General features: G+C 68.0%; 25 protein-coding genes. 8 read left to right on the top strand and 17 right to left on the bottom strand.

Annotated elements, in window-relative coordinates; genetic code table 11:
- Nucleotides 1-16: 16 nt before the first annotated feature.
- Nucleotides 17-1,282 (bottom strand): enterobactin transporter EntS, encoded by a 1,266-nt coding sequence (gene entS / locus ACFTWF_RS12825; RefSeq protein ID WP_378461583.1) that lies wholly within the window; start codon nt 1,280-1,282, stop codon nt 17-19.
- 151 nt (nt 1,283-1,433) lie between these two features.
- Here entS and ACFTWF_RS12830 point away from each other — a divergent pair, with 151 nt between their 5' ends.
- Complete coding sequence (locus ACFTWF_RS12830) at nt 1,434-1,676, top strand: phosphopantetheine-binding protein (protein ID WP_378461584.1); 243 nt, start codon at nt 1,434-1,436, stop codon at nt 1,674-1,676.
- A gap of 70 nt (nt 1,677-1,746) precedes the next feature.
- Nucleotides 1,747-3,090 (top strand): YhgE/Pip domain-containing protein, encoded by a 1,344-nt coding sequence (locus tag ACFTWF_RS12835; RefSeq protein WP_378461585.1) that lies wholly within the window; start codon nt 1,747-1,749, stop codon nt 3,088-3,090.
- A 1-nt stretch (nt 3,091) separates the two neighbouring features.
- Here the strand turns inward: ACFTWF_RS12835 and ACFTWF_RS12840 are convergent, their stop codons facing one another.
- Entirely contained in the window at nt 3,092-3,301 is a 210-nt protein-coding gene (locus tag ACFTWF_RS12840; protein WP_378461586.1) for a hypothetical protein, read from the bottom strand.
- A gap of 117 nt (nt 3,302-3,418) precedes the next feature.
- Here ACFTWF_RS12840 and ACFTWF_RS12845 point away from each other — a divergent pair, with 117 nt between their 5' ends.
- The gene (locus ACFTWF_RS12845) at nt 3,419-4,960 is read left to right on the top strand and encodes a bifunctional 3'-5' exonuclease/DNA polymerase (protein ID WP_378461587.1); all 1,542 of its coding nucleotides are present in this window, start codon (nt 3,419-3,421) and stop codon (nt 4,958-4,960) included.
- 82 nt (nt 4,961-5,042) lie between these two features.
- Nucleotides 5,043-7,265, top strand: a complete 2,223-nt coding sequence (locus tag ACFTWF_RS12850; RefSeq protein WP_378461588.1) for an MMPL family transporter — start codon at nt 5,043-5,045, stop codon at nt 7,263-7,265.
- A 6-nt stretch (nt 7,266-7,271) separates the two neighbouring features.
- On the opposite strand, the gene ACFTWF_RS12855 is transcribed toward ACFTWF_RS12850, so the two are convergent.
- Genes ACFTWF_RS12855 through ACFTWF_RS12875 form a run of 5 tightly spaced genes read right to left on the bottom strand, consistent with a single transcriptional unit; the run spans nt 7,272 to nt 10,426 of the window.
- The gene (locus tag ACFTWF_RS12855; RefSeq protein ID WP_378461589.1) at nt 7,272-8,123 is read right to left on the bottom strand and encodes a DNA-3-methyladenine glycosylase family protein; all 852 of its coding nucleotides are present in this window, start codon (nt 8,121-8,123) and stop codon (nt 7,272-7,274) included.
- A 2-nt stretch (nt 8,124-8,125) separates the two neighbouring features.
- Entirely contained in the window at nt 8,126-8,836 is a 711-nt protein-coding gene (locus tag ACFTWF_RS12860; protein ID WP_378461590.1) for a 2OG-Fe(II) oxygenase, read from the bottom strand.
- The gene (locus ACFTWF_RS12865) at nt 8,833-9,435 is read right to left on the bottom strand and encodes a methylated-DNA--[protein]-cysteine S-methyltransferase (protein ID WP_378461591.1); all 603 of its coding nucleotides are present in this window, start codon (nt 9,433-9,435) and stop codon (nt 8,833-8,835) included. Before ACFTWF_RS12865 ends, ACFTWF_RS12860 begins: the two co-directional genes overlap by 4 nt.
- Nucleotides 9,432-9,923, bottom strand: a complete 492-nt coding sequence (locus tag ACFTWF_RS12870) for an RNA polymerase sigma factor (RefSeq protein WP_378461592.1) — start codon at nt 9,921-9,923, stop codon at nt 9,432-9,434. Before ACFTWF_RS12870 ends, ACFTWF_RS12865 begins: the two co-directional genes overlap by 4 nt.
- Entirely contained in the window at nt 9,920-10,426 is a 507-nt protein-coding gene (locus tag ACFTWF_RS12875) for a methylated-DNA--[protein]-cysteine S-methyltransferase (RefSeq protein WP_378461593.1), read from the bottom strand. Before ACFTWF_RS12875 ends, ACFTWF_RS12870 begins: the two co-directional genes overlap by 4 nt.
- 95 nt (nt 10,427-10,521) lie before the next feature.
- Here ACFTWF_RS12875 and ACFTWF_RS12880 point away from each other — a divergent pair, with 95 nt between their 5' ends.
- Nucleotides 10,522-11,073 (top strand): ribulose 1,5-bisphosphate carboxylase large subunit, encoded by a 552-nt coding sequence (locus ACFTWF_RS12880; RefSeq protein ID WP_378461594.1) that lies wholly within the window; start codon nt 10,522-10,524, stop codon nt 11,071-11,073.
- On the opposite strand, the gene ACFTWF_RS12885 is transcribed toward ACFTWF_RS12880, so the two are convergent.
- The 4 genes from ACFTWF_RS12885 to ACFTWF_RS12900 all read right to left on the bottom strand — a co-directional run bounded on the left by ACFTWF_RS12885 (nt 11,070) and on the right by ACFTWF_RS12900 (nt 14,757).
- Nucleotides 11,070-11,807, bottom strand: a complete 738-nt coding sequence (locus ACFTWF_RS12885; RefSeq protein WP_378461595.1) for an SDR family NAD(P)-dependent oxidoreductase — start codon at nt 11,805-11,807, stop codon at nt 11,070-11,072. The two genes, ACFTWF_RS12880 and ACFTWF_RS12885, sit on opposite strands and share 4 nt — an antisense overlap.
- Nucleotides 11,804-12,829 (bottom strand): phosphotransferase family protein, encoded by a 1,026-nt coding sequence (locus ACFTWF_RS12890; protein WP_378461596.1) that lies wholly within the window; start codon nt 12,827-12,829, stop codon nt 11,804-11,806. Before ACFTWF_RS12890 ends, ACFTWF_RS12885 begins: the two co-directional genes overlap by 4 nt.
- Complete coding sequence (locus tag ACFTWF_RS12895) at nt 12,826-14,037, bottom strand: acyl-CoA dehydrogenase family protein (protein ID WP_378461597.1); 1,212 nt, start codon at nt 14,035-14,037, stop codon at nt 12,826-12,828. The genes ACFTWF_RS12890 and ACFTWF_RS12895 overlap by 4 nt, the downstream gene beginning before the upstream one ends.
- A gap of 99 nt (nt 14,038-14,136) precedes the next feature.
- Nucleotides 14,137-14,757: a TetR/AcrR family transcriptional regulator gene (locus ACFTWF_RS12900; protein WP_378461598.1), complete on the bottom strand. Its 621-nt coding sequence runs from the start codon at nt 14,755-14,757 to the stop codon at nt 14,137-14,139.
- Nucleotides 14,758-14,876: 119 nt separating this feature from the next.
- Between ACFTWF_RS12900 and ACFTWF_RS12905 the strand changes: the two genes are divergently transcribed.
- Nucleotides 14,877-15,338, top strand: a complete 462-nt coding sequence (locus ACFTWF_RS12905; RefSeq protein ID WP_378461599.1) for an SRPBCC family protein — start codon at nt 14,877-14,879, stop codon at nt 15,336-15,338.
- On the opposite strand, the gene ACFTWF_RS12910 is transcribed toward ACFTWF_RS12905, so the two are convergent.
- The 6 genes from ACFTWF_RS12910 to ACFTWF_RS12935 all read right to left on the bottom strand — a co-directional run bounded on the left by ACFTWF_RS12910 (nt 15,335) and on the right by ACFTWF_RS12935 (nt 20,766).
- Nucleotides 15,335-16,324: an NADPH:quinone oxidoreductase family protein gene (locus ACFTWF_RS12910; RefSeq protein ID WP_378461600.1), complete on the bottom strand. Its 990-nt coding sequence runs from the start codon at nt 16,322-16,324 to the stop codon at nt 15,335-15,337. The two genes, ACFTWF_RS12905 and ACFTWF_RS12910, sit on opposite strands and share 4 nt — an antisense overlap.
- Before the next feature lie 3 nt (nt 16,325-16,327).
- Nucleotides 16,328-17,086 carry a 3-oxoacyl-ACP reductase FabG gene (gene fabG / locus ACFTWF_RS12915; RefSeq protein WP_378461601.1) on the bottom strand — a complete coding sequence of 253 codons (759 nt, stop codon included), beginning with the start codon at nt 17,084-17,086 and terminating at the stop codon, nt 16,328-16,330.
- Between the two features lie 66 nt (nt 17,087-17,152).
- Nucleotides 17,153-17,962, bottom strand: a complete 810-nt coding sequence (locus ACFTWF_RS12920) for an SDR family oxidoreductase (RefSeq protein ID WP_378461602.1) — start codon at nt 17,960-17,962, stop codon at nt 17,153-17,155.
- A 117-nt stretch (nt 17,963-18,079) separates the two neighbouring features.
- Nucleotides 18,080-18,775, bottom strand: coding sequence for a TetR/AcrR family transcriptional regulator (locus ACFTWF_RS12925; protein WP_378461603.1), 696 nt, complete (start codon nt 18,773-18,775; stop codon nt 18,080-18,082).
- A 44-nt stretch (nt 18,776-18,819) separates the two neighbouring features.
- Nucleotides 18,820-19,581, bottom strand: coding sequence for an SDR family NAD(P)-dependent oxidoreductase (locus ACFTWF_RS12930; RefSeq protein WP_378461604.1), 762 nt, complete (start codon nt 19,579-19,581; stop codon nt 18,820-18,822).
- Between the two features lie 39 nt (nt 19,582-19,620).
- Complete coding sequence (locus ACFTWF_RS12935; protein ID WP_185727810.1) at nt 19,621-20,766, bottom strand: acyl-CoA dehydrogenase family protein; 1,146 nt, start codon at nt 20,764-20,766, stop codon at nt 19,621-19,623.
- 139 nt (nt 20,767-20,905) lie between these two features.
- Between ACFTWF_RS12935 and ACFTWF_RS12940 the strand changes: the two genes are divergently transcribed.
- A complete protein-coding gene (locus ACFTWF_RS12940) occupies nt 20,906-21,505 on the top strand; it encodes a TetR/AcrR family transcriptional regulator (RefSeq protein WP_378461605.1) in 600 nt (199 codons plus the stop codon).
- 79 nt (nt 21,506-21,584) lie between these two features.
- A complete protein-coding gene (locus ACFTWF_RS12945; RefSeq protein WP_378461606.1) occupies nt 21,585-22,928 on the top strand; it encodes an HNH endonuclease in 1,344 nt (447 codons plus the stop codon).
- Nucleotides 22,929-22,997: the final 69 nt, after the last annotated feature.

Here is a 22,997-nt window from a genome sequence, read left to right on the forward strand (position 1 = left end):
TTTTCCGCTGACAGCGTCACGGTGCCGCTGCCGAGAGGTCGTCCTCCTCGGCAGCGGCACTGCTGTAGGTGCGCAAGCCCTTCAACGTCAGCGCGAGGACGGCCAGCACCACGATGCCGCCCGCCCCGTAGAGCAGGAACGCCTCCCGAGGTCCCACCGCGGCACCGACGGCGCCGGCGACGAGTGCGCCGGCGGCCGAACCCGTGGAGATCTGGGCGCCCCACACACCGGCGACGCGTCCGCGGTATTCCTCGGGGGTCTCGGTCTGGATGACCGCATACCGGAGGATGTCGCCGAGCACCCGCCCGAACCCGTGGGCAGCGAGACCGAGGAACGTGACCGCGATCATCGGGACAGCGCCGACGCCGATCAGTCCGGCCGACGCGATCATGGCCGCGAGGAACACGATCAGGCCCCCGCGCCGCGCGGTCCCCGTCCAGCCGCTGGTGAGCGATCCGGTGAGGGCGCCGACGGCGGGCGCGCTGTAGAGCAGCCCGGTGGCCGCCGGTCCGGCATGGAGCACCTGACTTGCGTACGCGGGCAGCAGGACGTTCCAGCCGGTGAGCATCATGGCGCAGAACCCGACCAGCAGCGTTCCGCCGACCACGGAGTCCTTGGCGGCGTAGGTGAAACCGCTGGCGATCGACCGCAGCGGGCTCTCGGTGTTCTTGACCGGCGGCGGCAGCGACGGCAGTCTGGCGATGCAGTACGCGGTGATGCCCGAGGACACCGCGGCCAGAACGTAGTTGGTGCCCACGGATGTCGCCGCGATGATCACACCACCGATGGCGGGTGACGCGACCGTGCCGAGATCGGCCATGACCGTCATCAGGGCACCGGCGGCGGCCATCTTGTCCTTGGGCAGCAGCGACGGAATCACCGCCATCAGTGCGGTCGCGGAGATCCCGCCGGCCAGGCCCTCGATCACGCCGCACAGGTAGATGATCCACAGCTGGGGTGCGGGGAGAAACGCGTTGACCGCGAGGATCGCGAACGCCACGCCCGCTGCCGCGCGGGCGAGCGAGATGACCGGCCTGCGGTCGTACCGGTCGGCTATCACGCCGCCGAACAGGGTGCCGATGAACACCGAGGAGCCGACGACGATGCTCGCCGCGCCCACTGCCAGTGTGGAATTCGTCATGTCGTACACCTGCAGCGGCACGGCCACCAGGAGCAGACCCAGACCGAAGATGGAGATCGTGCGGGCTATGAAGATGTATCGGAACTCGCGACTCGTCCGCAGCGGCGTCAAGTCGATTGCGTATCTCGATAATCCAGCCATCGTCATCCATTCACGTTCGGTTGCAACAGCTCTCCGTTTCGCCGTTCGCGAGGAGAGCAACTATGCTTAGGCTTCACTAACCCAGCAACCTACCCCATGTCGCCGAACCGGCTCAACGGGCCGCGGTTCGACGGCACACAGGAGGACGACAGTGAGTTCCGACCGCAGCACCGTTCCGACCCGCGACCGGATCCGCGCCGACGTCGCCGACGTGCTCGACGTCCCCGTCGCCGACATCGACGACACCGCCAACCTCCTCGACGAGGGCATGGACTCGGTGCGGGTCATGGCGCTGGTCGAGCGGTGGCGGGCGGACGGCGTGCAGGTCGATCTCGTGGACCTCGTCGGTGAACCGACACTCGACGCCTGGTTCGAGGTCACCGCGGCGCGATGAGCGGCCCCACCGCCTACGCTTGATCCGGCTGGTCGATCCGAGGGTCGGCCCGGAAAGGATGCGAGGGGACATGGCTCACGAAACCGGCGATGCAGGCAAGATGAGCGTGCTCCGGACACCACGGTTCTGGATAGCTCCCCTGCTCCTCGTCTCCGTCGTCATGTCCCTGCTCGCCGCGCTGTACATGGGGGGAATGCTCAATCCCCCCAAGCACCTCAACCACTTCCCGATCGCCCTCGTCAATCAGGACGAGGGCGACACCATGCCCAATTCGAACCCGCCGCAGCAGCAGAACTTCGGCGACCAGATCGCCGCCGGCCTCGTCGAGGGCGTCGATCCGAACAAGGTCGAACTTCGGCAGATCGGGATCGCTCAGGCCCAGTCCGCACTGGACAACGGCGAGATCTACGGCGCCATCGTCATTCCGAGCGACTTCACGAAGCGCACCTTCATCCTCGCCCAGGCGAGCGTGATTCCCGGGGACGTCGAGCGTCCCGTGATCACGATCTACACGAACCCGCGGGCCGGCACGATCAGCGCGAACCTCGTCCAGAACATCGGTGAGATGGCGATGGACAAGGCCAACCAGACGATGGGCGAACAACTCACCACCCAGGTCACGCAGCAACTCCAGGCGACGGCACCCGACCTCCAGCTGTCGGGGGCCAGCCGGCTCGTGCTCGACGAGCCCATCGACGTCCGGGTCGTGGCCCACAACCCGCTGCCCGACGGCACCGGTTTCGGTCTGGCGGCGTTCTATTACGCGCTGCTGATCGTGCTGGCCGGTTTCACCGGTGCGACCATCGCGAGCACCCTGATCGACGGCATGCTCGGATTCACCCCCACCGAGGTCGGGCCGTTGTACCTCCACAACGAGGCGGTCCCGATCTCCCGGTTCCACACCCTGCTGATCAAATGGGCGGTGATGGTGCTGCTGGCGATGATCGTGTCGGGTCTGTACCTGTGGATCAGTTCCGCCCTCGGGCTGCCGATCACCGACCCACTCGCCCTGTGGGAATACGGCGCCTTCGCGATCGCCGCGGTCGGGATCACGGCGATGTCCGTGATGGCCGCGTTCGGCAACCTGGGCCTGCTCATCAACCTGATGGTCTTCGTCGTCCTGGCGCTGCCCTCGTCGGGCGGGACCATCCCGCTCGAGGCGGCGCCGCGGCTGTACACCTGGCTCGGCGAGTTCGAACCGATGCACCAGATCTACATCGGGGTGCGCGCCATCATGTTCTTCGGCGCCTCCGGCGACGCAGGGCTCATCCACGCGGTGTGGATGACCCTCGCCGGCCTCCTCATCGGCCTCGTCTTCGGCGCGGTGATCACCCGGTTCTACGACCGCAAGGGTCTGCATCGCCGCCATAAGGCGCTGAGCGAACCCGAACCGGTCGACGCCGCCGGGGCGTGAATCACGCGGGCGCGGTCGACCAGGCCGCGCCGAACTGTTCGTACCAGGGATGCGGGGCGGGCATCGCCGCCAGCATCCGTTCGACGAACCGATCGGGGTCGCCGAGTTCGGCGAGTCCGACGCCGCGGCGCTCGTAGTCTGCGAATTTGTCGTGCAGTCCGGCGATCACCTTGTCGGTCACCGTCTGCTCGAACTCTTCGATGGTTGCCATCGGATGCCCCTCCTTCCGGCGAGGAAGCGTCTGCGTTCAGTGTAGTGCCGACCTGCGGGTTTGCCCTCGTCCGACGGCGGATTATCGACTGTCGGTGGCGCGGAGCAGACTGGGCCGGTGAGAGTGGTGATGGTTCCCGACGCCGACGGCGGCGCGACGACGATCCGCACCGATCCCGCGGGAGTTCCGGTCGAGTCGCCACGCCGTCACCCCGACGTCGTGGTCGCGGTCCGCGACGTCGAGGCCGCCGAACACCCCCGCTGGGTCTGGACGAGTACCGCCGCCGTCTACCCCGCACTGCTGCGGGCCGGGGTACGGGTGCGCCGCTGCCACGATCTCGCGCTCACCCACGCCGTCCTCAGCATGCGCGACGGCGTTCCGGCGCCGCCGCCGGACGAACCCGTCGACGAACGCCCCGGCCTGTTCGACACCGCACCCACCACGGATCCGGCGCGGGTAGTGACCGACTTCGCGGAGCAGCGGAAGACGATCGGTGACGACGCACGGCTCGACCTGCTCGTGGCCGCCGAGTCCGCGGGGGCACTCGCCGCCGCGGAGATGAGCTACGACGGTCTGCCGTTCTCCGCCGACGCGCACCGCGCCTTCCTCGAGGCGGCGCTCGGACCGCGGCCTGCCGGGTACGACCTGCCGCAGCGCATCCAGGACGTGGCCGCGGGGATCGGGACGGCGTTCGGTCGTCGCATCAACCCGGCGTCCCACGTCGAGGTCGTCGACGCCTTCCGCCGCGAAGGCATCGAACTCGCGTCCACCCGCAAGCACCTGCTCCGCGACGTCGACCACCCTGCGGTGCCGCTGCTCCTGCACCACCGGGATCTGTCCAAGCTGTTCAGCACCAACGGCTGGCAGTGGCTCGACAGTTGGGTCCGCGACGACCGGTTCCGGCCCGTCTACGTTCCCGGTGGCGTGGTCTCGGGTCGCTGGGCGAGCCGCGGCGGCGGCGCGCTGCAGATTCCGAAACCGCTGCGGTCGAGTGTGATCGCCGACCCCGGTCACACGCTCGTCATCGCCGACGCCGGCCAGCTCGAGCCCCGCATCCTGGCCGCGATGTCGGGTGATGCTCGCATGGTGGCCGCCGCGGGCTCCGACGACCTGTACGCACCGGTCGCGGCGGAGACGTTCGACGGTGACCGGGGCAAGGCCAAGGTCGCGATCCTCGGGGTGCTGTACGGGGCGACGGCGGGTGAGGCCCGGTCCCTGCTCACGCTGCTGCGCACTCGTTTTCCCGTCGCCGTCGAATTCGTGGAGAGAGCGGCCCGCGCAGGCGAACGCGGCGAGGTGGTGCACTCGTGGCTCGGGCGGGCGTGCCCACCGCCGTCACCCGACTTCTGGTCGCACGGCGATGCGCGTTCCCGCGGCCGGTTCACCCGAAACTTCGTGGTGCAGGCCACGGCATCGGAGTGGGCTCTGTGTGTGCTGGCCGACCTGCGGCGACGGCTCGCCGACGATCCGGACAGCGAACTCGTCTTCTTCCAGCACGACGAGGTCATGGTCCACACCCGGAACCCCGAATCGGCGACGCGGCACGTCCTCGGTGCGGTCGACGTGGCCACCCGGCTCCTGTTCGGTGCGACACGGGTGCGGTTTCCGATGGATGTCGCGGTGCGGGACTGCTACGCCGAAACGTCCGACGTGACCTGACGCCCGCCATTTTCCGGTGTCGCCGGTGTGCCCGGCGTGGTGTACTGGGACGCATTGCTGAGGGGGCGGCGAAGGAGAACCCATGACGAAGTTGGATTCGACGGACTCGAGCACCAGCGGCGAGACGCCGCGCCGATTCCGCTGGCCCGCGTTCACCATCGTGGCCATCGCGATCGTCGCCTTCTTCGCCGGCGGGTTCGGGGGCTCCTTCCAGGGCAAGCTCACCGAGGTCCAGAAGAACGACAACGCCGCCTACCTGTCGAGTTCCGCCGAATCGACGATCGTCACCAACGAATCGGCCAAGTTCCTCACCGTCGAGACGATCCCCGGTTTCGTGCTGTTCCACAGCGACGCCCCGCTCACCGAGCAGGACAAGGCGTCGATCGCCCAGGCCCGTGGCGCCATCGCGACGGTCGACGGAGTCGACGCCGAAGGGATTGCCCAGACCCAGTTCTCCGAGGACGGCACGACGGCGTCGATCTACGTTCCGCTCGTCGCGAAGGAGGACGGCACGGCCGTCGCGGGCGACGTGCTCGCCGCCACCGAGGAGAACGTCCTCACCGCCGCGAAGAATGCGGCCGCCGGACTCGAGGTCCTCCCGGCGGGCCCCGGTGGCCTCCTGGTGGCGTTCATCGACGCGTTCGCCGGACTCGACGGCGCCCTGCTCGGCGCCGCACTGCTCGTGGTGATCCTGATCCTGCTCGTCGTGTATCGATCCCCGGTGCTGTGGTTCTTCCCGCTCTTCTCCGCCCTGCTCGCGCTCGGCCTCGCGTCGATGGTGATCTATTTCCTCGCCAAGGCCGACGTGCTCACCCTCACCGGCCAGAGTCAGGGCATCCTGTTCGTCCTCGTGATCGGGGCGGGCACCGACTACGCGCTTCTCCTGATCTCCCGGTATCGGGAAGAACTGCACTTCTATCCCAGCCGCTTCGACGCCATGACGAAGGCGTGGAAGGAATCCGCGCCCGCCATCACGGCGTCGGCGGTCACCGTCATCCTCGGTCTGCTGTGCCTGACGTTCTCCGAATTGAACTCCAACAAGAGTCTCGGGCCGGTCGCCGCGATCGGCATCGCGTGCACCTACCTGGTGATGATGACGTTTCTGCCCGTGGCACTGTCCGCCGCGGGCAGGTGGGTGTTCTGGCCGCGGAAGCCGAAGGTGGACGAGGCCGCAGACCTCACCACGCACGGTCTGTGGGGCAGGATCGCCGCCCAGGTCGGCAGCAAGGACCGCCCCCTGTGGATCGGTACGACGGTGTTGCTGGCCGTGCTGTTCCTGGTCGGCATCGGCAGCCTGAAGACGGACGGGTTGTCGTCGTCGGAGAACTTCACCAACCAACCCGACGCCGTCGTCGGTCAGGAGTTGTACGACTCGAAATTCGACCCGGGTGCCGGTGCGCCCGCCGTCATCGTCACCAACGCAGACCAGACGGACGCGGTCATCGCGGCCGTGAGCGGGGTGGACGGGGTGTCGAAGGATCCCGGCGCAGTGTGCCCGCAGGTCGATGTCGAGAAGTTGTCGGCACTGATCAAGTCGAACCCGGCCGCGGTGGCCTCGGCGGCCGGGCAGGGGTGTGCACCCGACTTCCTCACGGCCGCACCGATCGACGGGCGGATGGTCGTCAACGTGACCCTCGCCGACTCGTACGATTCCCCGGAAGCCCTCGAGACGGTGAAACGACTGCGCGACGCGGCGCACGCGGTGCCCGGTGCCGATGCGCTCGTCGGCGGCAGCACCGCAACGACTCTCGACGTGCAGACCGCGTCGGTGCACGACCGGAACCTGATCATCCCGATCGTTCTCGTCGTCATCTTCGTCGTGCTGTCGCTCCTGCTCCGCGCCCTGCTGACTCCCATCATCCTCATCGCCACCGTGGTGCTGTCGTTCGCGGCCACCCTCGGGGTGTGTGGACTCTTCTTCACCCACGTCTTCCATTTCGCCAACGCGGATCCGGCATTCCCCCTGTTCGCATTCGTGTTCCTCGTGGCGCTCGGTATCGACTACAACATCTTCCTGATGACCCGGGTCCGCGAGGAAACCGAGGAACACGGCACCAAATCCGGTGTGCTGCGCGGACTGGCGGTGACCGGTGGTGTCATCACCTCGGCCGGGGTGGTGCTCGCGGCGACCTTCGCGGTGCTGGGTGTGCTGCCGTTGGTGTTCCTCGCCGAGGTCGGGTTCGCCGTCGCGTTCGGTGTGCTGCTCGACACCATCATCGTGCGCAGCATCCTCGTCCCGGCGCTCTCCCACGACATCGGTAAGAAGATCTGGTGGCCGTCGTCCCTCGCGAAGGCGAAGGACTGAGCGGGACTAATACGCCTCGTCCGTCCACAGGTGGAACAGGGCGTATGCCCGCCACGGCCGCCACTTCTCGGCGAGAACGGCTGCCTGCCTGCCCGTCGTGACACCCAGCGCGCGTTTGAGGACGAGGTCGTCGGGGGTGAACGCATCGGGGTCGCCCAGCACCCGCACCGTCAGGTAGTCCGCCGTCCACGGGCCGATACCCGGTAGCGCCATCAGACCGGACCGGAAGTCCGCCGGGTCGGTGTCCCCGCCGAGCCGTAGACCGTCGGCTGCCGCCGCGGCCAGCGCGTGCACCGTCTTCGCCCGGGCGCCGGTGAGACCGACGGTCGCGCGCAACTCCTCGGGCGTGAGCGCCGCCAGCGTCTCCGGTGCGGGGAACGCGAAGAATCCGTCGTGCACGAGCAGGCCGTATGCCGACACCAGTCGGCCACCGAACGTCCGGGCCGCCGCGAGCGACACCTGTTGTCCGAGAACGGTGAGCACCGCCGTCTCGAAGCCGTCGACGCTTCCGAGGCGCCGCAGACCCGGGCGCAGCGCCACCAGCGGCGCCAGCTTCCTGTGGCGGCTCAATGCGGCGTCGATCGGCAGCGGATCGGCGTCGAGGTCGAGCCATCGCCGGATCACCGCGACCAACGGTTCGACGTCGTCGGGATGCGCCGGGGCCAGGTGCGCCTCGACGTGCTCGTCGGCGGGCCGCACGACCACCGACACCAGCGCCGGACCGTGCGGGCCGTTCACCACCCGGGTGTGGGTTCCGTCGGGATCGTGCCGCTCGAGCCCGGCCACGGTGTGCGCACGCAGAGCACCCCACAGCGGTGCGTGGGTGAACGGACCACGGTAGGGCAACAGCACTTTCACGGTCACTCCGCGTCGTGCAGAACCAGGCCGAGGGTCCGGCGCCTGCCCCGCCGGATGGTGCTGACGCCGTGCCGCACCGGTCCCGTCGACCAACCGCGGGTCGAGCGCACGGGTCGGTCCCGGGTGGTGAAGATCAGCGCGTGCCCCTGTTGCAGCGTCGTCACGGTGCCCCGGGACTGCGCCCGGGGCCGCTGCTCGACGAGCATGAACTCCCCGCCCTCGTGGTCCACCCCCGGCCGGTCGAGACCGATCACCACCTGCAACGGAAACACCAGTTCGCCGTAGAGATCGCGGTGCAGGGCGTTCCAGTCGTGTGCGCCGTAGCTGAGCAGGATCGGTGTCGCCCGCTTCTGACCGGCCTCATGGCACCGGTCCAGCCACTCGTCGAGGGTGTCCGGCCACGGCGAGGGCTGCCTCAGCTTGGCCGCCCAGTCCCGGGCCACGGGAAGCAGTTTCGGGTAGAAGGCCGCGCGGAGTTCGGCCACGACCTCCGGTAGCGGATAGTCGAAGTACCGGTACTGCCCCGAGCCGAATCGGTGCCGGGCCATGTCGACGGTGGACCGGAACCGGTCCGGCTCCTCGTACATGTCCGCGATCTGCCGGCACTCCTCGGCGGTCAGGATCCGCTCCGATTGCGCGCATCCCGCGGCATCGCTCTCGGCGCGCAGACCCTGCCAGTCCAGATCGTCCACGCGTTGCGTCAGAGTGGTCATGCAGCTGCCTCCAATGTCAGCAGAATCGACTTGGCCTCCGGCCCGCCGGCGTACTGGCCCATGCTGCCGTCGCTGCGGACCACCCGATGACAGGGAACCACGACCGGGAGCGGATTGAGCGCGCACGCCGTGCCGACCGCGCGCACCGCCTTCGGACTGCCCGCCGCCGCCGCGACCGCCGCGTAACTGGCGGTGTGCCCGTAGCGGATGTCGGGCAGATGATGCAGCACGTCGAGCCGAAAACCCTTGGACAGCCGGAAGTCCAGCGGAACGTCGAAGCTGGTGCGCTTACCGAGGAAGTACTCGTCGATCTCGCGGGCCACCCGGTCGAGCCGGGCCGGTGCCCGCAGGATTCGAGGACTGATCTGCTCGGCGAGAGTCTGCAGCACGGCGTCGTGATCCTGACTGGGGAACGCGACCCGCACCAGCCCGCGATCGGTGGCGGCGAGCAGCAGCGAACCGACCGGGGTGTCGAGCGTCCGGTACGCGACGTCGAGGAGTCCTGCCTCCGCCGCGACCACGGCGAGCCGCTCACGCAGTTTCTGCTCGACCGCTGAGTCCAACGGGTACAGGGAGTAGACGATGTCGGGCATGTTCATGTGAAGTCTCCACTCACAGAGATCGAGAGGGTCTTGCGTAGCGCCGCAACGCCGTCCGCGGCCGCCCGCCGCGACGCGGCCGGGGAGTTGCCCAGGATCACCGCGATCTCGCTGTACGGCAGCCCGGCCAGATAGTGGTACGCCACCGCGGCCCGCTGCTTCACCGGCAGGGCGCCGACCGCCTTCCACAACTCCGGATCGTCGGAGCCGGGAAGTCCGCGGTCGGTGGTCTGCTCCGGCAGTTCCTCGGTGGGGACGGGCCGCCGGTCGCGCGCACGGATGTGGTCGAGCGCTTTGCGGTGCGCGATCGTCACCAGCCACGCCTCCACGTTGCTGTCCGGACTCAGATCGGGGTAGGCACGCATCGCGGCGATGAACGTCTCCGACCAGGCGTCCTCGGCGTCCACCGGACCGACCACGGCCTGGCAGACCCGCAGGACCGTCGAGCCGTGCTCGGCCACGACGTCTTCGAACGGCTTCAGGGTCATGAGCTCAGCCGGAGTCCCGCCCGTTCCGCCTCACGTTCGAGCAGGAATCGTTTGCGGTCGAGCCCACCCGCGTATCCGGTCAGGTTGCCGTTGCTCCCGATGACGCGGTGGCACGGCACGATGATGCTGATCGGATTTCTGCCGTTCGCGGCGGCCACCGCACGAACCGCGGTGGGGGTGCCGAGGGAGTCGGCCAGCTGACCGTACGTCCATGTCTCGCCGTAGGGGATGGTGCGGAGGGCGCCCCACACCCGCTGCTGGAACGGGGTGCCCCGTGCGGCCAGGGGAACGGTGAACTCGGTGCGTCGACCGTCGAAGTATTCGGCGAGCTGGGTGGTGGCCTCGTCGAATCCCGCCGGGTCGCGCACGCCGAACGTCGCGGGATCGGGCTGATGCCGGTGTTCGGCCATGTAGATGCCGCTCAGCACCCCGTCGACGCTCACCAGCGTCAAGGGGCCGATCGGCGAATCGATGACAGTGTGTGCTGCGCGGTCGGCGTTCACGGTGCCAATCCTTCCAGGTGTGCGGGCCTCTGAAAGGTAGACGTCTGCCACGACCGAAACGTGAGGTGCGGGAGAGCATCGGGCAGGATGGGCCGATGGCTCTCGTACACCTCGGCCCCCGCGACCTGGTTCGCACCGTCACCGGGATCGCCCGCTGGTCGGTGGACACCGCTGACCTACTCGTCTCACTCCCCGGCCGAATCGGCCTCCTGCTGGACCAGGTCGAGGTGCTGATCGCACGCATCGACGTGATCAGCGACGGCGCGGAGATCGCGGTCGCGAGGGCCACCGCCGTGTCGGACTCCGCGGCCACCGTGGTCGCGACCGCCGCGGGCACGTCCGCGTCCGCACAGACCCTGCTCGACCTCTACGAGCCGCTCGCGAAGAAGGCCGCCCCGTTGGCGCAGCGGTTCGTCGACGACCTCACCGAGGAGGAACTCCGCGCGGCGATCGGGTTGGTGAATCATCTCCCCGAGCTGACCATGCGCATGGAGGGGCTCCTGCCGATCCTGGCGACCCTCGATACCGTCTCCCCCGAGATCCACCAGCTCCTCGAGGAAGTCCAGGGGGTACGCCAGGCGATCCAGGGCGTCCCGGGTTTCAAGTTCTTCCGCAAACGCGGCGAGGCCCAGGAAGACGAGGACTAGGCGCGGTACCCGTCCGTGCCGGCGCGCCCGACCACGAGCTTCGGGACCACCGCCCGCGACGACAGCCGCAGCAGCGCGTCGACGAGTTCGACGATGTCGTTCACCTCGATCATCGCCTCGGGCGGGATGGTCTCGTGGATCCACGCGGACATGTCGGTGTCGACGTACGCGGGGGCGAGCGCGGTCGCGGAGACTCCGTTGCCCGATTCCTCCACGTTCAGCGTCTCGGTGAGGGAGATCAGCGCGGCCTTGGTCGCCCCGTAGACGGCGAGTCCGGCTTCCGCATAGACGCCGGTGATCGACGCCAGCGCGATGACCTTGGCCCCGCGTCCCGGGTTCTCCGCGGCACCGGCCCGGAGCAGCGGCAGCGACTGCTGCAAGAGGCTGAAGGGCGCCCGCAGATTGACTCCCAGGCTCTTGTCGAATCGGCGCAACGGAAATTCGCCGATGGCGCCGGCGGTTCCGACACCGGCGTTGAGCACCAGTGCGTTCAGCGAGCCGAACGCGTCGGCGTGCGCCTCGACGACCCGTCCCGCGGACTCCTCGTCGGCGAGATCGCCCGCGGCCACGACCACGTCTTTCGCCCCGGCGGCCCGCAGGTCGGCGGCCACCGAGTCGAGCCGTTCACGGTCGCGTGCGGTGATCGTCAGCCCGTACCCCTGTTCGGCGAGACGGGTGGCGATGCCGAGCCCGATGCCACGCGAGGCGCCGGTGATCAGTGCGGTGCGGCTCACTCGGAATGTCCTTTCAGGGCGCGCAGGCCCGCCGTGATGAATTCGGGCACCGCGGCGCCTGCCTTGTCGAAGCCGTCTCCGACGGTGGCGCCGACCCGGTAGCGGTGGTTGATGCCCTCGGCGATGACCGCGAGCTTGAAGTTCGCGAGCGCCAGGTAGAAGTTCCAGTCGACGAGTTCGCGGCCCGATGCCACGCTGTACCGCTGCGCGAGGTCGTCGGCCGACGGCAGCCGCGGGCTCGTCCAGGCAGCAGGCTCACCGAGCACGAGGTCGAGCGCGGGATGCCGGTAGACGCACATCAGCGCGACGTCGGTGAGCGGGTCACCCAGCGTCGACAGTTCCCAGTCCACCACCGCCGCAACCGTGCTCACGTCACCGGACGCGAGGATGGTGTTGTCGATGCGGTAGTCGCCGTGCACGATCGACGACTCCGACTGCGCCGGAATCGATTCGACCAGGGCGGCGTACAGGCGGTCGACGTCCGCGGAATCCTCCGTCTTCACCCGGCCCCACTGACTCGCCCACAGCTTGACCTGCCGGGACACGTACCCGTCCGGGCGGCCGAGTTCACCCAGCCCGACGGCCGCATAGTCGACGTTGTGCAACGCACCGAGCACGCGCACCAGCTCGTCGGTGCACGACTCGACGTCGTCGTCGGACAGCGCCTCGAGGTCCGATTTGGTGCGGATCACCTGACCGGTCACGTGTTCCACCACGGTGAACGGCGCGCCCATCACGCTGTCGTCCTCGCACAGCGCGACGGTGGCGGCGACCGGGACGTCGGTCCCCTGCAGCGCGGAGGTGATGCGGAACTCGCGGGCCACGTCGTGCGCCGAGGGTGTGAGCCCCGCGGTGGGCGGCCTTCGCAGCACCCACCGCGAGGAGTCATCGAAGATCGCGTAGGTGAGGTTGGACTTTCCTCCCGCGATCAGGTCGGCCCGTAACTCACCCTCGACGGGGACGTTCGAGTCCGACAGGAACTTCTGCAGTGCAACGAGATCGAGCCCGCGATGTTCGCTCATGCGCCCGCCTCCCGGGCGGCCTTCTTCGCGGCACCGACGACGCGCTTGGCGATCGCCCAGCGGTGAACCTCCGAGGGGCCGTCGTACACCCGGAACGGCCGGACCTCACGGGACAGCCGGGCGAGGGGCAGATCTCCGGACACCCCGAGACCGCCGCACATCTGCACCGCGTTGTCGACGATCCGGAAGATCGCCTCCGCGGCGTAGGTCTTCGCGATGGACGTCGAATTGCTCGCGTGCCCGCCCTGGTCGAGTTCCCAGCACGCCCGCGTCAACAGCGCCCGGGTGGCGGCGATGTCGATCTCGTTGTCCGCGATCATCTTCTGGATCATGCCGAGGTCACCCAGCTTGCTCCCGAAGCCCTCGCGTTTCGCGACGTGCGCGACGGCGACGTCGTGACCGCGGCGCGCGGCGCCGAGCCAGCGCATGACGTGGGTCATCCGGGCGGGACCGAGACGGACCTGGGCGTAGGCGAATCCCTGGTCGACCTCACCGAGAACCCCGCTGTCGGGAACGAACAGGTCCTCGAAGAACACCTCGCAGTGCCCGCCGATCATGGCGCGGTCGAGGGTGTCGATGTGGCGCCCCACCGTCAGCCCCTCGGCGTCGGCCGGTGTGAGGAACATGGTGGCACCACCGCGGTCGCCGGGCACACCGGACGTGCGGGCGAAGATGATGAAGAATCCGGCGCCATCGGCTCCGGTGATGAAGTATTTGTGGCCGTTGATCTTCCAGCCGCCGGGCACCTTCTCGGCGCGGGTGGTCAGCGCCGACGGGTCGGAGCCCGCCCCGGGCGAGGGTTCGGTCATGGCGAACGCCGACCGCACGTCGCCCTGCGCCAGCGGTGCCAGGAACCGGTCCTTCTGCTCGGCGCTCGCGATATGCGCGAGCATGTGGACGTTGCCCTCGTCGGGTGCCCCGATGTTCAGCGCGGTCGGGCCGAACAGCGAGTAGCCCGCCGCCTCGAAGACGGGGGCGCGGTCGGTCATGTTCAGCCCGTGTCCGCCGTACTCGACGGGCGCATGCGGCGCGAAGACGCCCGCGTCCTTCGCCGCCTTCTGCAACTCCACACGTAGGGTGTCGCCGCCGGCCGCCGTGATGTCGCCGCCGTGCTCGTCCTCGACGGGCAACACGACATCGCGGATGAACGCCTCGGTCTTCTCGACGAGGGCGGTCACCTCGGGTGCATAGGACAGATCGATCGCCACAACTACCTCCAGTCAGTACGTCGACTCCGGCACCGACCGATCACTCGCTCGGTCGGAGTCGTCCCCGACGATCCCACAGGTTCCGAACCGGGTCAAGCCTCAGTCGGCCGAACCGACGGTGCTCCTCGCGATCGCCAGGTACCGCTCCACCAGTTCGTCGGGCGACAGCGGCCCGTCCTCCCGGTACCAGGTGGACACCGCGACGCACATCGTCACCACGGCGCGGCTCGCATCCTCCGGGAACGGTGTCCGGAACAGACCGGCCGCTACCCCGTCGCGGACGATATCGTCCAGCATCTCCTGCTGCTCGTCCCGCAGCGCGATGTACGCCTGCCGGCTTTCCGGCTCCATGCTCCGCGTCTCGCGGGACGCAACGAAGGCCTGCTCGCGGCGGTACATGTGGAACCGCAGCAGACACTCGATGACCGCGTCGAACCGCTCGCCGGGCGTCGGCCCCGCCTCGGCCACCGCCGCGCGGCTGCGATCGAGCAGATCACGCATCACCACGTTGGTCAGCCCCACCAGCAGCGCCTGCTTGGAGGGGTAATGGTGGTAGAGACCGGGGACGGAGAGCCCCGCGCGTGACGCGATCTCCCGGATCGACGCCCCGTCGTACCCCTTCTCGACGAACGCCTCCAGCGCCGCGGCCAGAACCTTCGGCAGCCCCTGGTCGGTGTACTCACGCCAGGAACTGCCGCGCTGGGTGCCCTCAACCGTCATGAGTCCTACGGTAGAACAGGTACCCGCCGCCGCCCTGCTGCGGTCGCGGGAGTTGACTAGAGTCGAACGAGGTCGCCCAGATCGACAGCCTTCTCCGACAGAGAGCCAGGGACCACCCGATGATCCACGTCCGTCACTCCGCGATCGCCGCCGTACCCCTCCATGTCGCATTCGCCTACATCGACGATTACCGGACAGTCCCCGACTGGATGTTCGGCGTCTCGGAGTTCCGCCCGATCGGGGAATTCGACCAGGGACTCGATTCCACCTTCGACGCGGCCATCCACATCGGACCGAGCACCCTGCGGTCCCGTCTCGAGGTCACCGAATGGGAGTTGGACCGCATCATCACCCTGGCCTCGCTCGACGGCGCCGCCAACTCCTCCACGTGGGAATTCACCGCGCAGGGTGACGACAAGACCGAGATCAGCGTGGACTTCGCGTACAAGCTCCCCAGCGGTCTCACCGGCAAGGCCCTCGGGCTCATCGTCGAGCCGTTCATCGAAACCGCCGTCAAGAACACCGAGGCGACCCTGCGGCACAACCTCGAGGAGCTGTACGCGAAGCGCAGCCGCGGCTAGCGTCCGGGCAGGAAGGCCAGCCGTCCCACCGTCGTCCCCTCACCGAGGCGGGCGATGCCATCCGCCACGTCGGTGAGCCCGAGCCGCTCGCTGATCATCGGCTTGATCTCCCCGGCCGCCGTCATCCTCGTCAGCTCGTCGTGACACTCCCGTATCGCGGCGGGATTGTAGGCGTTGTACAGCCCCCAGTGCAGCCCGATGATCGAGTAGTTCTTGATCAGAGCGTGATTCAACCCCGGTGACGGAATGGTGCCACTCGCGAATCCGATCACGATGATGCGACCCTCGAACGCGATGCACTTGGTCGACTTCGTGTACGAATCGCCGCCCACCGGATCGAACACGACGTCTGCGCCGCGGCCGCCGGTGAAGTCCTTGACGGCCTGGACGAAGTCCTCACTGTGCCGGTCGATCACCAGATCGGCACCGAGATCCCGTGTGTAGTCGGCCTTCTCGGGCCCGCCGACGACGCCGACGACCTTGGCGCCTGCCGCCTTGCCCAATTGGACGGCCGCACTGCCCACACCACCGGCGGCCGCGTGCACGAGCAGGGTCTCACCGGGCTGGAGCTGCGTCCTGCGATGCAGCGCAAACCATCCCGTCTGATACCCGATCGACAGCGCGGACGCTTCCGCATCATCCAGGGCTTCCGGGGCGGGAAACGCGGTGGCCGACGACATGATCGCCAACTCGGCGAACCCGCCGTGCGGGAGGCTCGGCATGCCGATCACGCGGTCGCCGACGGAGAACCCGGTGACGCCCTCGCCCAGCCCCACCACCTCTCCGCACAGCTCAACACCGGGAGTGAACGGAAGCGGCGGCTTGATCTGGTACTCACCGCGGCAGAGCAGCACATCCGGGAAGTTGGCGGCCGCGGAGAGCACCTTGACCAGCAACTCCCCAGGCTTCGGTTCGAGGTCGGGGACGTCCTCGAACGTCAGGACGTCCCTCGGCTGACCCAATTCGTGTACGCGCCACGCCTTCATCGATCAGTCCTTCGGTCCGCCGGCGACGTAGACGACCTGCCCCGACACGAATCCGGCACCCTCGCTGACGAAGAACGATGCGGTGTGCGCGATGTCCTCGGGCTGCCCGACCCGGTTCACCGGGATCTGCGACGCCGCCGCCTTCTTGAAGTCCTCGAAGCCGACGCCCACGCGCTCCGCGGTCGCGGCGGTCATCTCGGTCTCGATGAATCCGGGCGCGATCGCGTTCGCGGTCACGCCGAACTTCCCGAGTTCGAACGCGAGGGTCTTGGTGAAACCCTGCATGCCCGCCTTGGCCGCGGAGTAGTTGACCTGCCCGCGGTTACCGAGTGCCGAGGTGCTCGACAGGTTCACGATGCGGCCGAACTTGGCCTCCACCATGTACTTCTGCACGGCCCGCGACATCAGGAACGCACCGCGCAGGTGCACGTTCATCACGGCGTCCCAGTCGTCAACGGTCATCTTGAACAGCAGGTTGTCGCGGGTGATCCCGGCATTGTTGATCAGGATCGTCGGGGCGCCCAGTTCGGTCGCGACCCGCTCGACCGCCGCGGCGACCGAGGCCTCGTCGGCCACGTTCGCACCCACCGCCAGCGCCTCGCCGCCGGCGGACTTGATGGCGTCCACCGTTGCCGCGCAGGCGGCCTCGTCGAGGTCGAGGACGGCGACCGCGTAGCCGTCGTCGGCCAGCCGCTTCGCGACGGCGGCGCCGATTCCCCTGGCCGATCCGGTGACGATCGCGGTTCTACGTTCCTGGCTCACTGTTTCCTCCATGCTGATTGTTCTCGGTCTTCGTACGATGTTTACGCAGTTCTCTTTCGAACAGGGTCAGGACGACTGGGCGAGAAGTGCAGCCTGATAGCGGCGCATGCCACGGATCCAACGGTCGTAGTCGGCACCCTTGTGCCGGTACATCTCGAGCACCTCGGGGTGCGGCAGGATCAGGAACTGCTCGGCTTCCATTGCGGCGAGCACGCATTCGGCCACCTCGGATGGTTCGAGCACTGTCCCCGCGGTGGTGACGGCGCGGGCCGCGGTCGCCGAGAGTGCGGCGTCGTCGGTGAGGAGTTTGGTGTTCACGCCCATGGGGCACAGACAGCTGACGCGAACTCCCTTGTCGCCGTATGTGACCGACAGCCATTCGGCGAATCCGACGGCGGCGTGCTTCGTCACCGAGTAGGGGGCGGAACCGATCTGGGTGAGGAGGCCGGCTGCCGAGGCCGTACTGACGAAGTACCCCTCTCCGCGCTCGATCCAGCCGGGAATCAGGCGGCGTGCCGCCCGGACGTGCGCTCGGACGTTCACGTCGAAAGCGAGGTCCCACATGGCATCGTCGGGTTCGAGCTGGTCGCCTGCCGCGACGCCCGCATTGGCGAAGTAGAGGTCGACGGGACCGAAGGCCTGTTCCGCGGCGTCGATGACCGACGCGATCTGTGCGTCGTCGGAGGCGTCACCACCGCGGGCGATCGAGGCCCCTGGACTCGTCGCGTTGATCCGGTCCGACACTGCCCGGGCCGAGGCGGCATCCAGATCGGTGACGACGACCCTGGAGCCTTCGGCGGCGAGCCGCTCCGCGAGTGCACTGCCGATTCCGCCCCCGCCACCGGTGACGATGGCGACCTTCTGAGCAACCTGCACGAGATTCCTCCCTCGCGGGGACACGGACGTGACCCCAGTCTTCCACAGAAATTACCTGAATCCGGTGTCGGATTCAGCTTTGTCGACCTGAGTGTCCCATCCGCCCTCGGACGGAGCTCAGCTCCGCTCGGGGAACCGCAGCCCGTTCGCCCAGATACGCGTCGTGGTGAACACGACGTCGTCGAAGTCGACGGGCGTGCCGTCGTCGCCGTTCGTGTTGGCCACGAAGACGTTGTACGCGAACCGGCTGACCATCCCCGACAACGCCCGCGACGCCAGCATCGGGTCCAGCTCCGCGTCGGCGATGCCCCGCGCCTGCAGCTCCGCGATGCCCCGCGCATTGCGGGCGATGAACGCGTCGGCCCGCTGACGGCGCAGATCCGCGAACGCCGGGTCGATGTGCGCCACCTGCTCGAGGAGGCCCATCAGCTTGGCGTTGCGCCGGTAAGCCTCCAGGTAGGCGCGGTTGCTCGCCTCCAGAACCGCATACGGATCGTCGGTGTCCTGCACCCGCTTCATGCCCGGGTGCATCATGTCTTCCTGCGCCACCTCGAGCACGGCGGCGAACACCTGCTCCTTGTTGTCGAAGTAGGTGTAAAACGAGCCCGTCGAGCAGTTCGCTTCCTTCGTGATGTCCGTGAGCCGGGCATCGAGGTACCCGGACCGCTCGAACACCGTCCGTGCAGCCGCCACCAATGCCGCGCGCGTGCGTGCACCGCGAGCGGTCGCCGGCGGCTCCCGCAGCAGGTCGGTGGCCGCCATCGACGGGGCGGGCTGATCGTCCCACTCTTCATGGACGGTGCGCGTGGTCATTTCCTACTTATACGCCAGCGCAGCAGCACCGCCCAACCCGACGCTCATGTGATGGTGATGCCGCCGTCCACCGCGATCGTCTGCCCCGTGACGTATGCGGCGGCATCCGACGCGAGCCAGACCACGGTCGCCGCCAGCTCCGCCGGATCACCGAGGCGACCGAGAACCAGACGCGACTTCATCGATTCGAGGTACCCGTCCTGGTACTGGTCCGTCATCTCCGTCTCGAAGAATCCGGGAGCGATCGCATTCACCCTGATGCCCTTGCGGGCACCCCATTGCTGCGCCAGATCGCGGGTCAGGCCGATCACCCCGGCCTTGCTCGCGGCATACGCGGCCTGCGGAAGTCCCGCGGTCGTGAGGCCCAGCACGCTCGCGATGTTCACGATCGCGCTGCCCGGCTTCATGACCTTGCCCGCCGCCTGCGCAGCCCAGTACGAACCGTGCAGGTTGATGTCGACGACCTGCCGGAACTGCTCCGGAGTCTCCCTCGTCGCGGGAACGGCCGTTCCGACGCCGGCGTTGTTGACCAGCACGTCCACCCGGCCGAACTTCGCCATGGTCTCGTCGATCATGTTCTGCGCCTGAGCCGGGTCGGCGATGTCCGTCGCGACGCACAGCGCCTGACGTCCCGCGGCCCGCACCAGTTCCGCGGTCTTCTCGAGACGGTCGGTGCGACGCGCGGCCAGCACCACGTCGGCACCGGCCTCCGCCGCGGCCTGCGCGAACGCAACCCCGAGACCCGACGACGCACCGGTCACGACGACCACCCGATCGGTCAAGCTGAACTTGTCGAGAACGGACATACGAAGCGACTCCTTTGTCGTCGGGCTACGGGGTCGGGCTCAGAGGCCGAGGTCGCGGCCGATCAGTTCCTTCATGATCTCGTTGGAACCGGCCCAGATCTTGGTGACACGCGCATCCATCCACGCGCGGGCAGCGCGGTACTCGGTCATGAATCCGTAGCCGCCGTGCAGCTGGACGCAATGATCGAGGACCTCGTTCTGCACCTGGGCGGTCCACCACTTGGCCTTGGCGGCATCGACCGCGGTGAGCTCACCGTCCGCATGTGCGGCGACGCAGTTGTCGACGTAGGCCTGGGTGACCTCCACGCGGGTGACCAGATCGGCGAGGAGAAACTTGTTCCACTGCAGCGAGCCGATGGGCTGCCCGAATGCCTTGCGGTCCTTCGCGTACTGGATCGTCTCCTCGAGGATCGGCGCGGCGTGCGCGATGTTCGAGACCGCGGCACCGACACGCTCCTGCGGCAGCATCTCCATCATGTGGATGAAGCCGCGGTCGATCTCGCCGATGATGTTCGCCGACGGAACTCGCACGTTCTCGAAGAACAGCTCGGCGGTGTCGGACTCGTGCTGGCCGACCTTGTCGAGCTTGCGTCCGCGCTCGAAACCCTCCATCCCCGTCTCGACGGCGAACAGGGTAATGCCCTTGGACTTCTTCTCGGGGCTGGTGCGGGCCGCGACGATCACCAGGTCGGCGTTGTAACCGTTGGTGATGAACGTCTTCGACCCGTTGATGATCCAGTCGTCGCCGTCCTTGACTGCCGTGGTCTTGAGCGAGGCGAGGTCGGAACCGCCGGAGGGCTCGGTCATACCGATGGCGGTGAGCAGCTCACCGGTGCAGAACTTCGGCAGCCAGCGCTGCTTCTGCTCCTCGGTCGTGAGCTGCACGAGGTACGGCGCGACGACGTCGGCGTGAATACCGAAGCTCGACGACACGGCGGCACTGGCTCGCGAAAGCTCCTCGGCGAGAACCGCGTTGAACCGGTAGTCACCGGCCTCGCTTCCGCCGTACGCCTCGGGAACCTCGAGTCCCAGGAATCCGTTGCGACCGGCTTCGAGCCAGATCTCACGGTCGATGAAGCGCTGCGCGATGAGCTTGTCGGCTACGGGCAGCAGGTTGCGGTTCACGAACTCCCGGGCCGATTCGCGGAATGCCTCGTGATCGGGGCCGTACAGGGTGCGTCGCATGACCGCTCCTTCTGGATGTCGAGCTTGACTGGTTCACGCTTCAGGCATGTAAGCGTGTGCTTATTTTCTAAGCGCTTGCTTATAGTGATGGTGCGGCGCGGTATTGTCAACAGCCGCGCAGCCGAGGATGGAGAAAGACATGAGCGAATCACCCAGCCAGGTGATCAGCCCGTCCAAGGCTGCCGCCCGCATCCGAGCCGCAGCCGTCGATGCGTTCGCGACCAGCGGTTACGGCGGCACCACCACCCGCGAGATCGCCGCCCGACTCGACATGAGCCCGGCCGCGATGTACCCGCATTACCGGTCCAAAGAGGAGCTGCTCTTCGCGATCAGTTACGAAGGCCACACCGCGGCGCTCGACGTCGTGACGAGTGCAGACCTCCCCGACGAGGCGCCCTCGACGAGGCTGCAGGCGCTGATCGGCGCGTTCGCGAGCTGGCAGGCCACCCACCACGCGCAGGCTCGCGTCGTGCAGTACGAACTCAATGCACTCACCCCCGAGCACTATCGCGACGTGGTGAAACTGCGCCGCGACATCACGCACATCGTTCGCGCCGTCGTCGACGCCGGAGCCGCATCCGGCGAATTCACCGTGCCCGACGGCGAAGGCGTCACCCTCGCCCTCATGTCGCTGTGCGTCGACATCTGCCGTTGGTTCCCGGCCGGCGCGTACACGGAGCCCGAAGCTGTCGCGGACCTCTACGCGGACCTCGCCATGCGCATGGTCGGTGCCGGCTGACTATTGCCACGAGGGCGTTTCGACAGCTACGATAGAACATACGTTCGATTCGGGGGATTCGAAGCCGCGGGGGGTCGGGGTGGATGTATCAGGGGTCGTCGAGTTTCTGGCCGAGTTGCCGAATCTCGACAGGAACGTCGGCGATGCGGCGCGCATCGACCTACTCCGCAACCTGGAAGAAGTGAAGGCTGCCTGCGCCGGCGTGCAAGCCCGCGTCACCGCAGACCTCGACGCTTCCATTCGCGCCTCACGAGCAGAGCGTGACGTGCCCGTGTCGCAACGAGGCCGAGGAATCGCCAACCAGGTGGCACTGGCGCGACGCGACTCCCCGTTCCGGGGCGGCCGCCATCTCGGAATGGCCACCGCCCTGGTCCACGAGATGCCCTGCACCTTGGCGCTACTCGAAAGAGGTGTGCTCAGTGAGTGGCGGGCAACGATCCTCGTCCGCGAAACCGCGTGCCTGACGCGAGAAGATCGCACGGCACTCGATCACCTGCTCTGCGCCGACCCGGCAACACTGGACGGGCTCGGCGATCAGGCGGTGTGCGCGAGAGTCCGCGCGGCGGCCGCCGAAGTCGACGCCGAAGCCATGGTGCGGCGGGCCCGCAAGGCCGTGTCGGATCGACGGGTCACCTCGCGTCCCGCACCGGACACCATGGCCTACGTCAGCGACCTACTGCCGGTCGCCCAAGGCGTGGCTGTGCACGCCACCCTCGCTCGTGACGCCGATTCCATTCTCGCCGCCGGCGACGACCGCACCCGGTCGCAGATCATGGCCGACCTCCTCGTATCCCGTGTCACCGGCGCACCCCACACCGCGACGGCACCTCCAATCACCGTCAATCTGGTCATCTCCGACCGCGCCCTCCTCGGCGGTGGGTCCGAACCTGCCCACGTGCAGGGATACGGACCCATCCCTGCCGCACTCGCCCGGCACTGGATATCGGAGGCGGTCCAGGCCACGGCCGATCCGGACACCGGCGACGAAGCACGGGTCACGCTGCGCCGTCTGTACGCAAACCCAGGGTCGGGGGCGCTGACCGCCACCGAGTCCCAGGCCCGGTGCTTCCCCGCCGGGTTGGCGAGGATGATCGACCTGCGAGATCGAACGTGCCGCACGCCGTGGTGCGATGCCCCGATCCGGCATCACGACCACATCCAACCCCGCGAATTCGACGGACCCACCACCGCACACAACGGCGCCGGCCTATGCGCTGCCTGCAACTACGCCAAACAAGGCGCCGGGTGGCACTCCACGCCGCGTCAACAACCCCGCGGTCAGCACAAAATCGAGATCTACACCCCCACCGGACACCGGTACCAGTCAACGGCACCGCCGCTACCGAAACCGTTGCTGTTACGCGAAGTTCAGACCACTTCGAACGTGGAACGCATCCTCATAGATTTTCTCCACACAGCGTGAACATCAGCTCGCTGCGCACCAAGCCGAACGACACAACCGTGCGGTAGCATCTCCGCACGCGGCCGTGGG

The sequence above is a fragment of the Rhodococcus sp. NPDC056960 genome (assembly GCF_042674125.1).
Lineage (GTDB): Bacteria > Actinomycetota > Actinomycetes > Mycobacteriales > Mycobacteriaceae > Rhodococcus_F.

Bases quoted from the DNA above. Each gene is read 5' to 3' on its own strand.
- ACFTWF_RS12930 (WP_378461604.1), bottom strand. From the start codon at position 19,581: ATGTCCGTTCTCGACAAGTTCAGCTTGACCGATCGGGTGGTCGTCGTG.
- ACFTWF_RS12850 (WP_378461588.1), top strand. From the start codon at position 5,043: ATGACGAAGTTGGATTCGACGGACTCGAGCACCAGCGGCGAGACGCCG.
- ACFTWF_RS12900 (WP_378461598.1), bottom strand. From the start codon at position 14,757: ATGACGGTTGAGGGCACCCAGCGCGGCAGTTCCTGGCGTGAGTACACC.
- ACFTWF_RS12860 (WP_378461590.1), bottom strand. From the start codon at position 8,836: ATGACCACTCTGACGCAACGCGTGGACGATCTGGACTGGCAGGGTCTG.
- ACFTWF_RS12905 (WP_378461599.1), top strand. From the start codon at position 14,877: ATGATCCACGTCCGTCACTCCGCGATCGCCGCCGTACCCCTCCATGTC.
- ACFTWF_RS12910 (WP_378461600.1), bottom strand. From the start codon at position 16,324: ATGAAGGCGTGGCGCGTACACGAATTGGGTCAGCCGAGGGACGTCCTG.
- ACFTWF_RS12870 (WP_378461592.1), bottom strand. From the start codon at position 9,923: ATGACCCTGAAGCCGTTCGAAGACGTCGTGGCCGAGCACGGCTCGACG.
- ACFTWF_RS12835 (WP_378461585.1), top strand. From the start codon at position 1,747: ATGGCTCACGAAACCGGCGATGCAGGCAAGATGAGCGTGCTCCGGACA.
- ACFTWF_RS12925 (WP_378461603.1), bottom strand. From the start codon at position 18,775: ATGACCACGCGCACCGTCCATGAAGAGTGGGACGATCAGCCCGCCCCG.
- ACFTWF_RS12880 (WP_378461594.1), top strand. From the start codon at position 10,522: ATGGCTCTCGTACACCTCGGCCCCCGCGACCTGGTTCGCACCGTCACC.
- ACFTWF_RS12865 (WP_378461591.1), bottom strand. From the start codon at position 9,435: ATGAACATGCCCGACATCGTCTACTCCCTGTACCCGTTGGACTCAGCG.
- ACFTWF_RS12840 (WP_378461586.1), bottom strand. From the start codon at position 3,301: ATGGCAACCATCGAAGAGTTCGAGCAGACGGTGACCGACAAGGTGATC.
- ACFTWF_RS12940 (WP_378461605.1), top strand. From the start codon at position 20,906: ATGAGCGAATCACCCAGCCAGGTGATCAGCCCGTCCAAGGCTGCCGCC.
- ACFTWF_RS12890 (WP_378461596.1), bottom strand. From the start codon at position 12,829: ATGAGCGAACATCGCGGGCTCGATCTCGTTGCACTGCAGAAGTTCCTG.
- ACFTWF_RS12935 (WP_185727810.1), bottom strand. From the start codon at position 20,766: ATGCGACGCACCCTGTACGGCCCCGATCACGAGGCATTCCGCGAATCG.
- entS (WP_378461583.1), bottom strand. From the start codon at position 1,282: ATGGCTGGATTATCGAGATACGCAATCGACTTGACGCCGCTGCGGACG.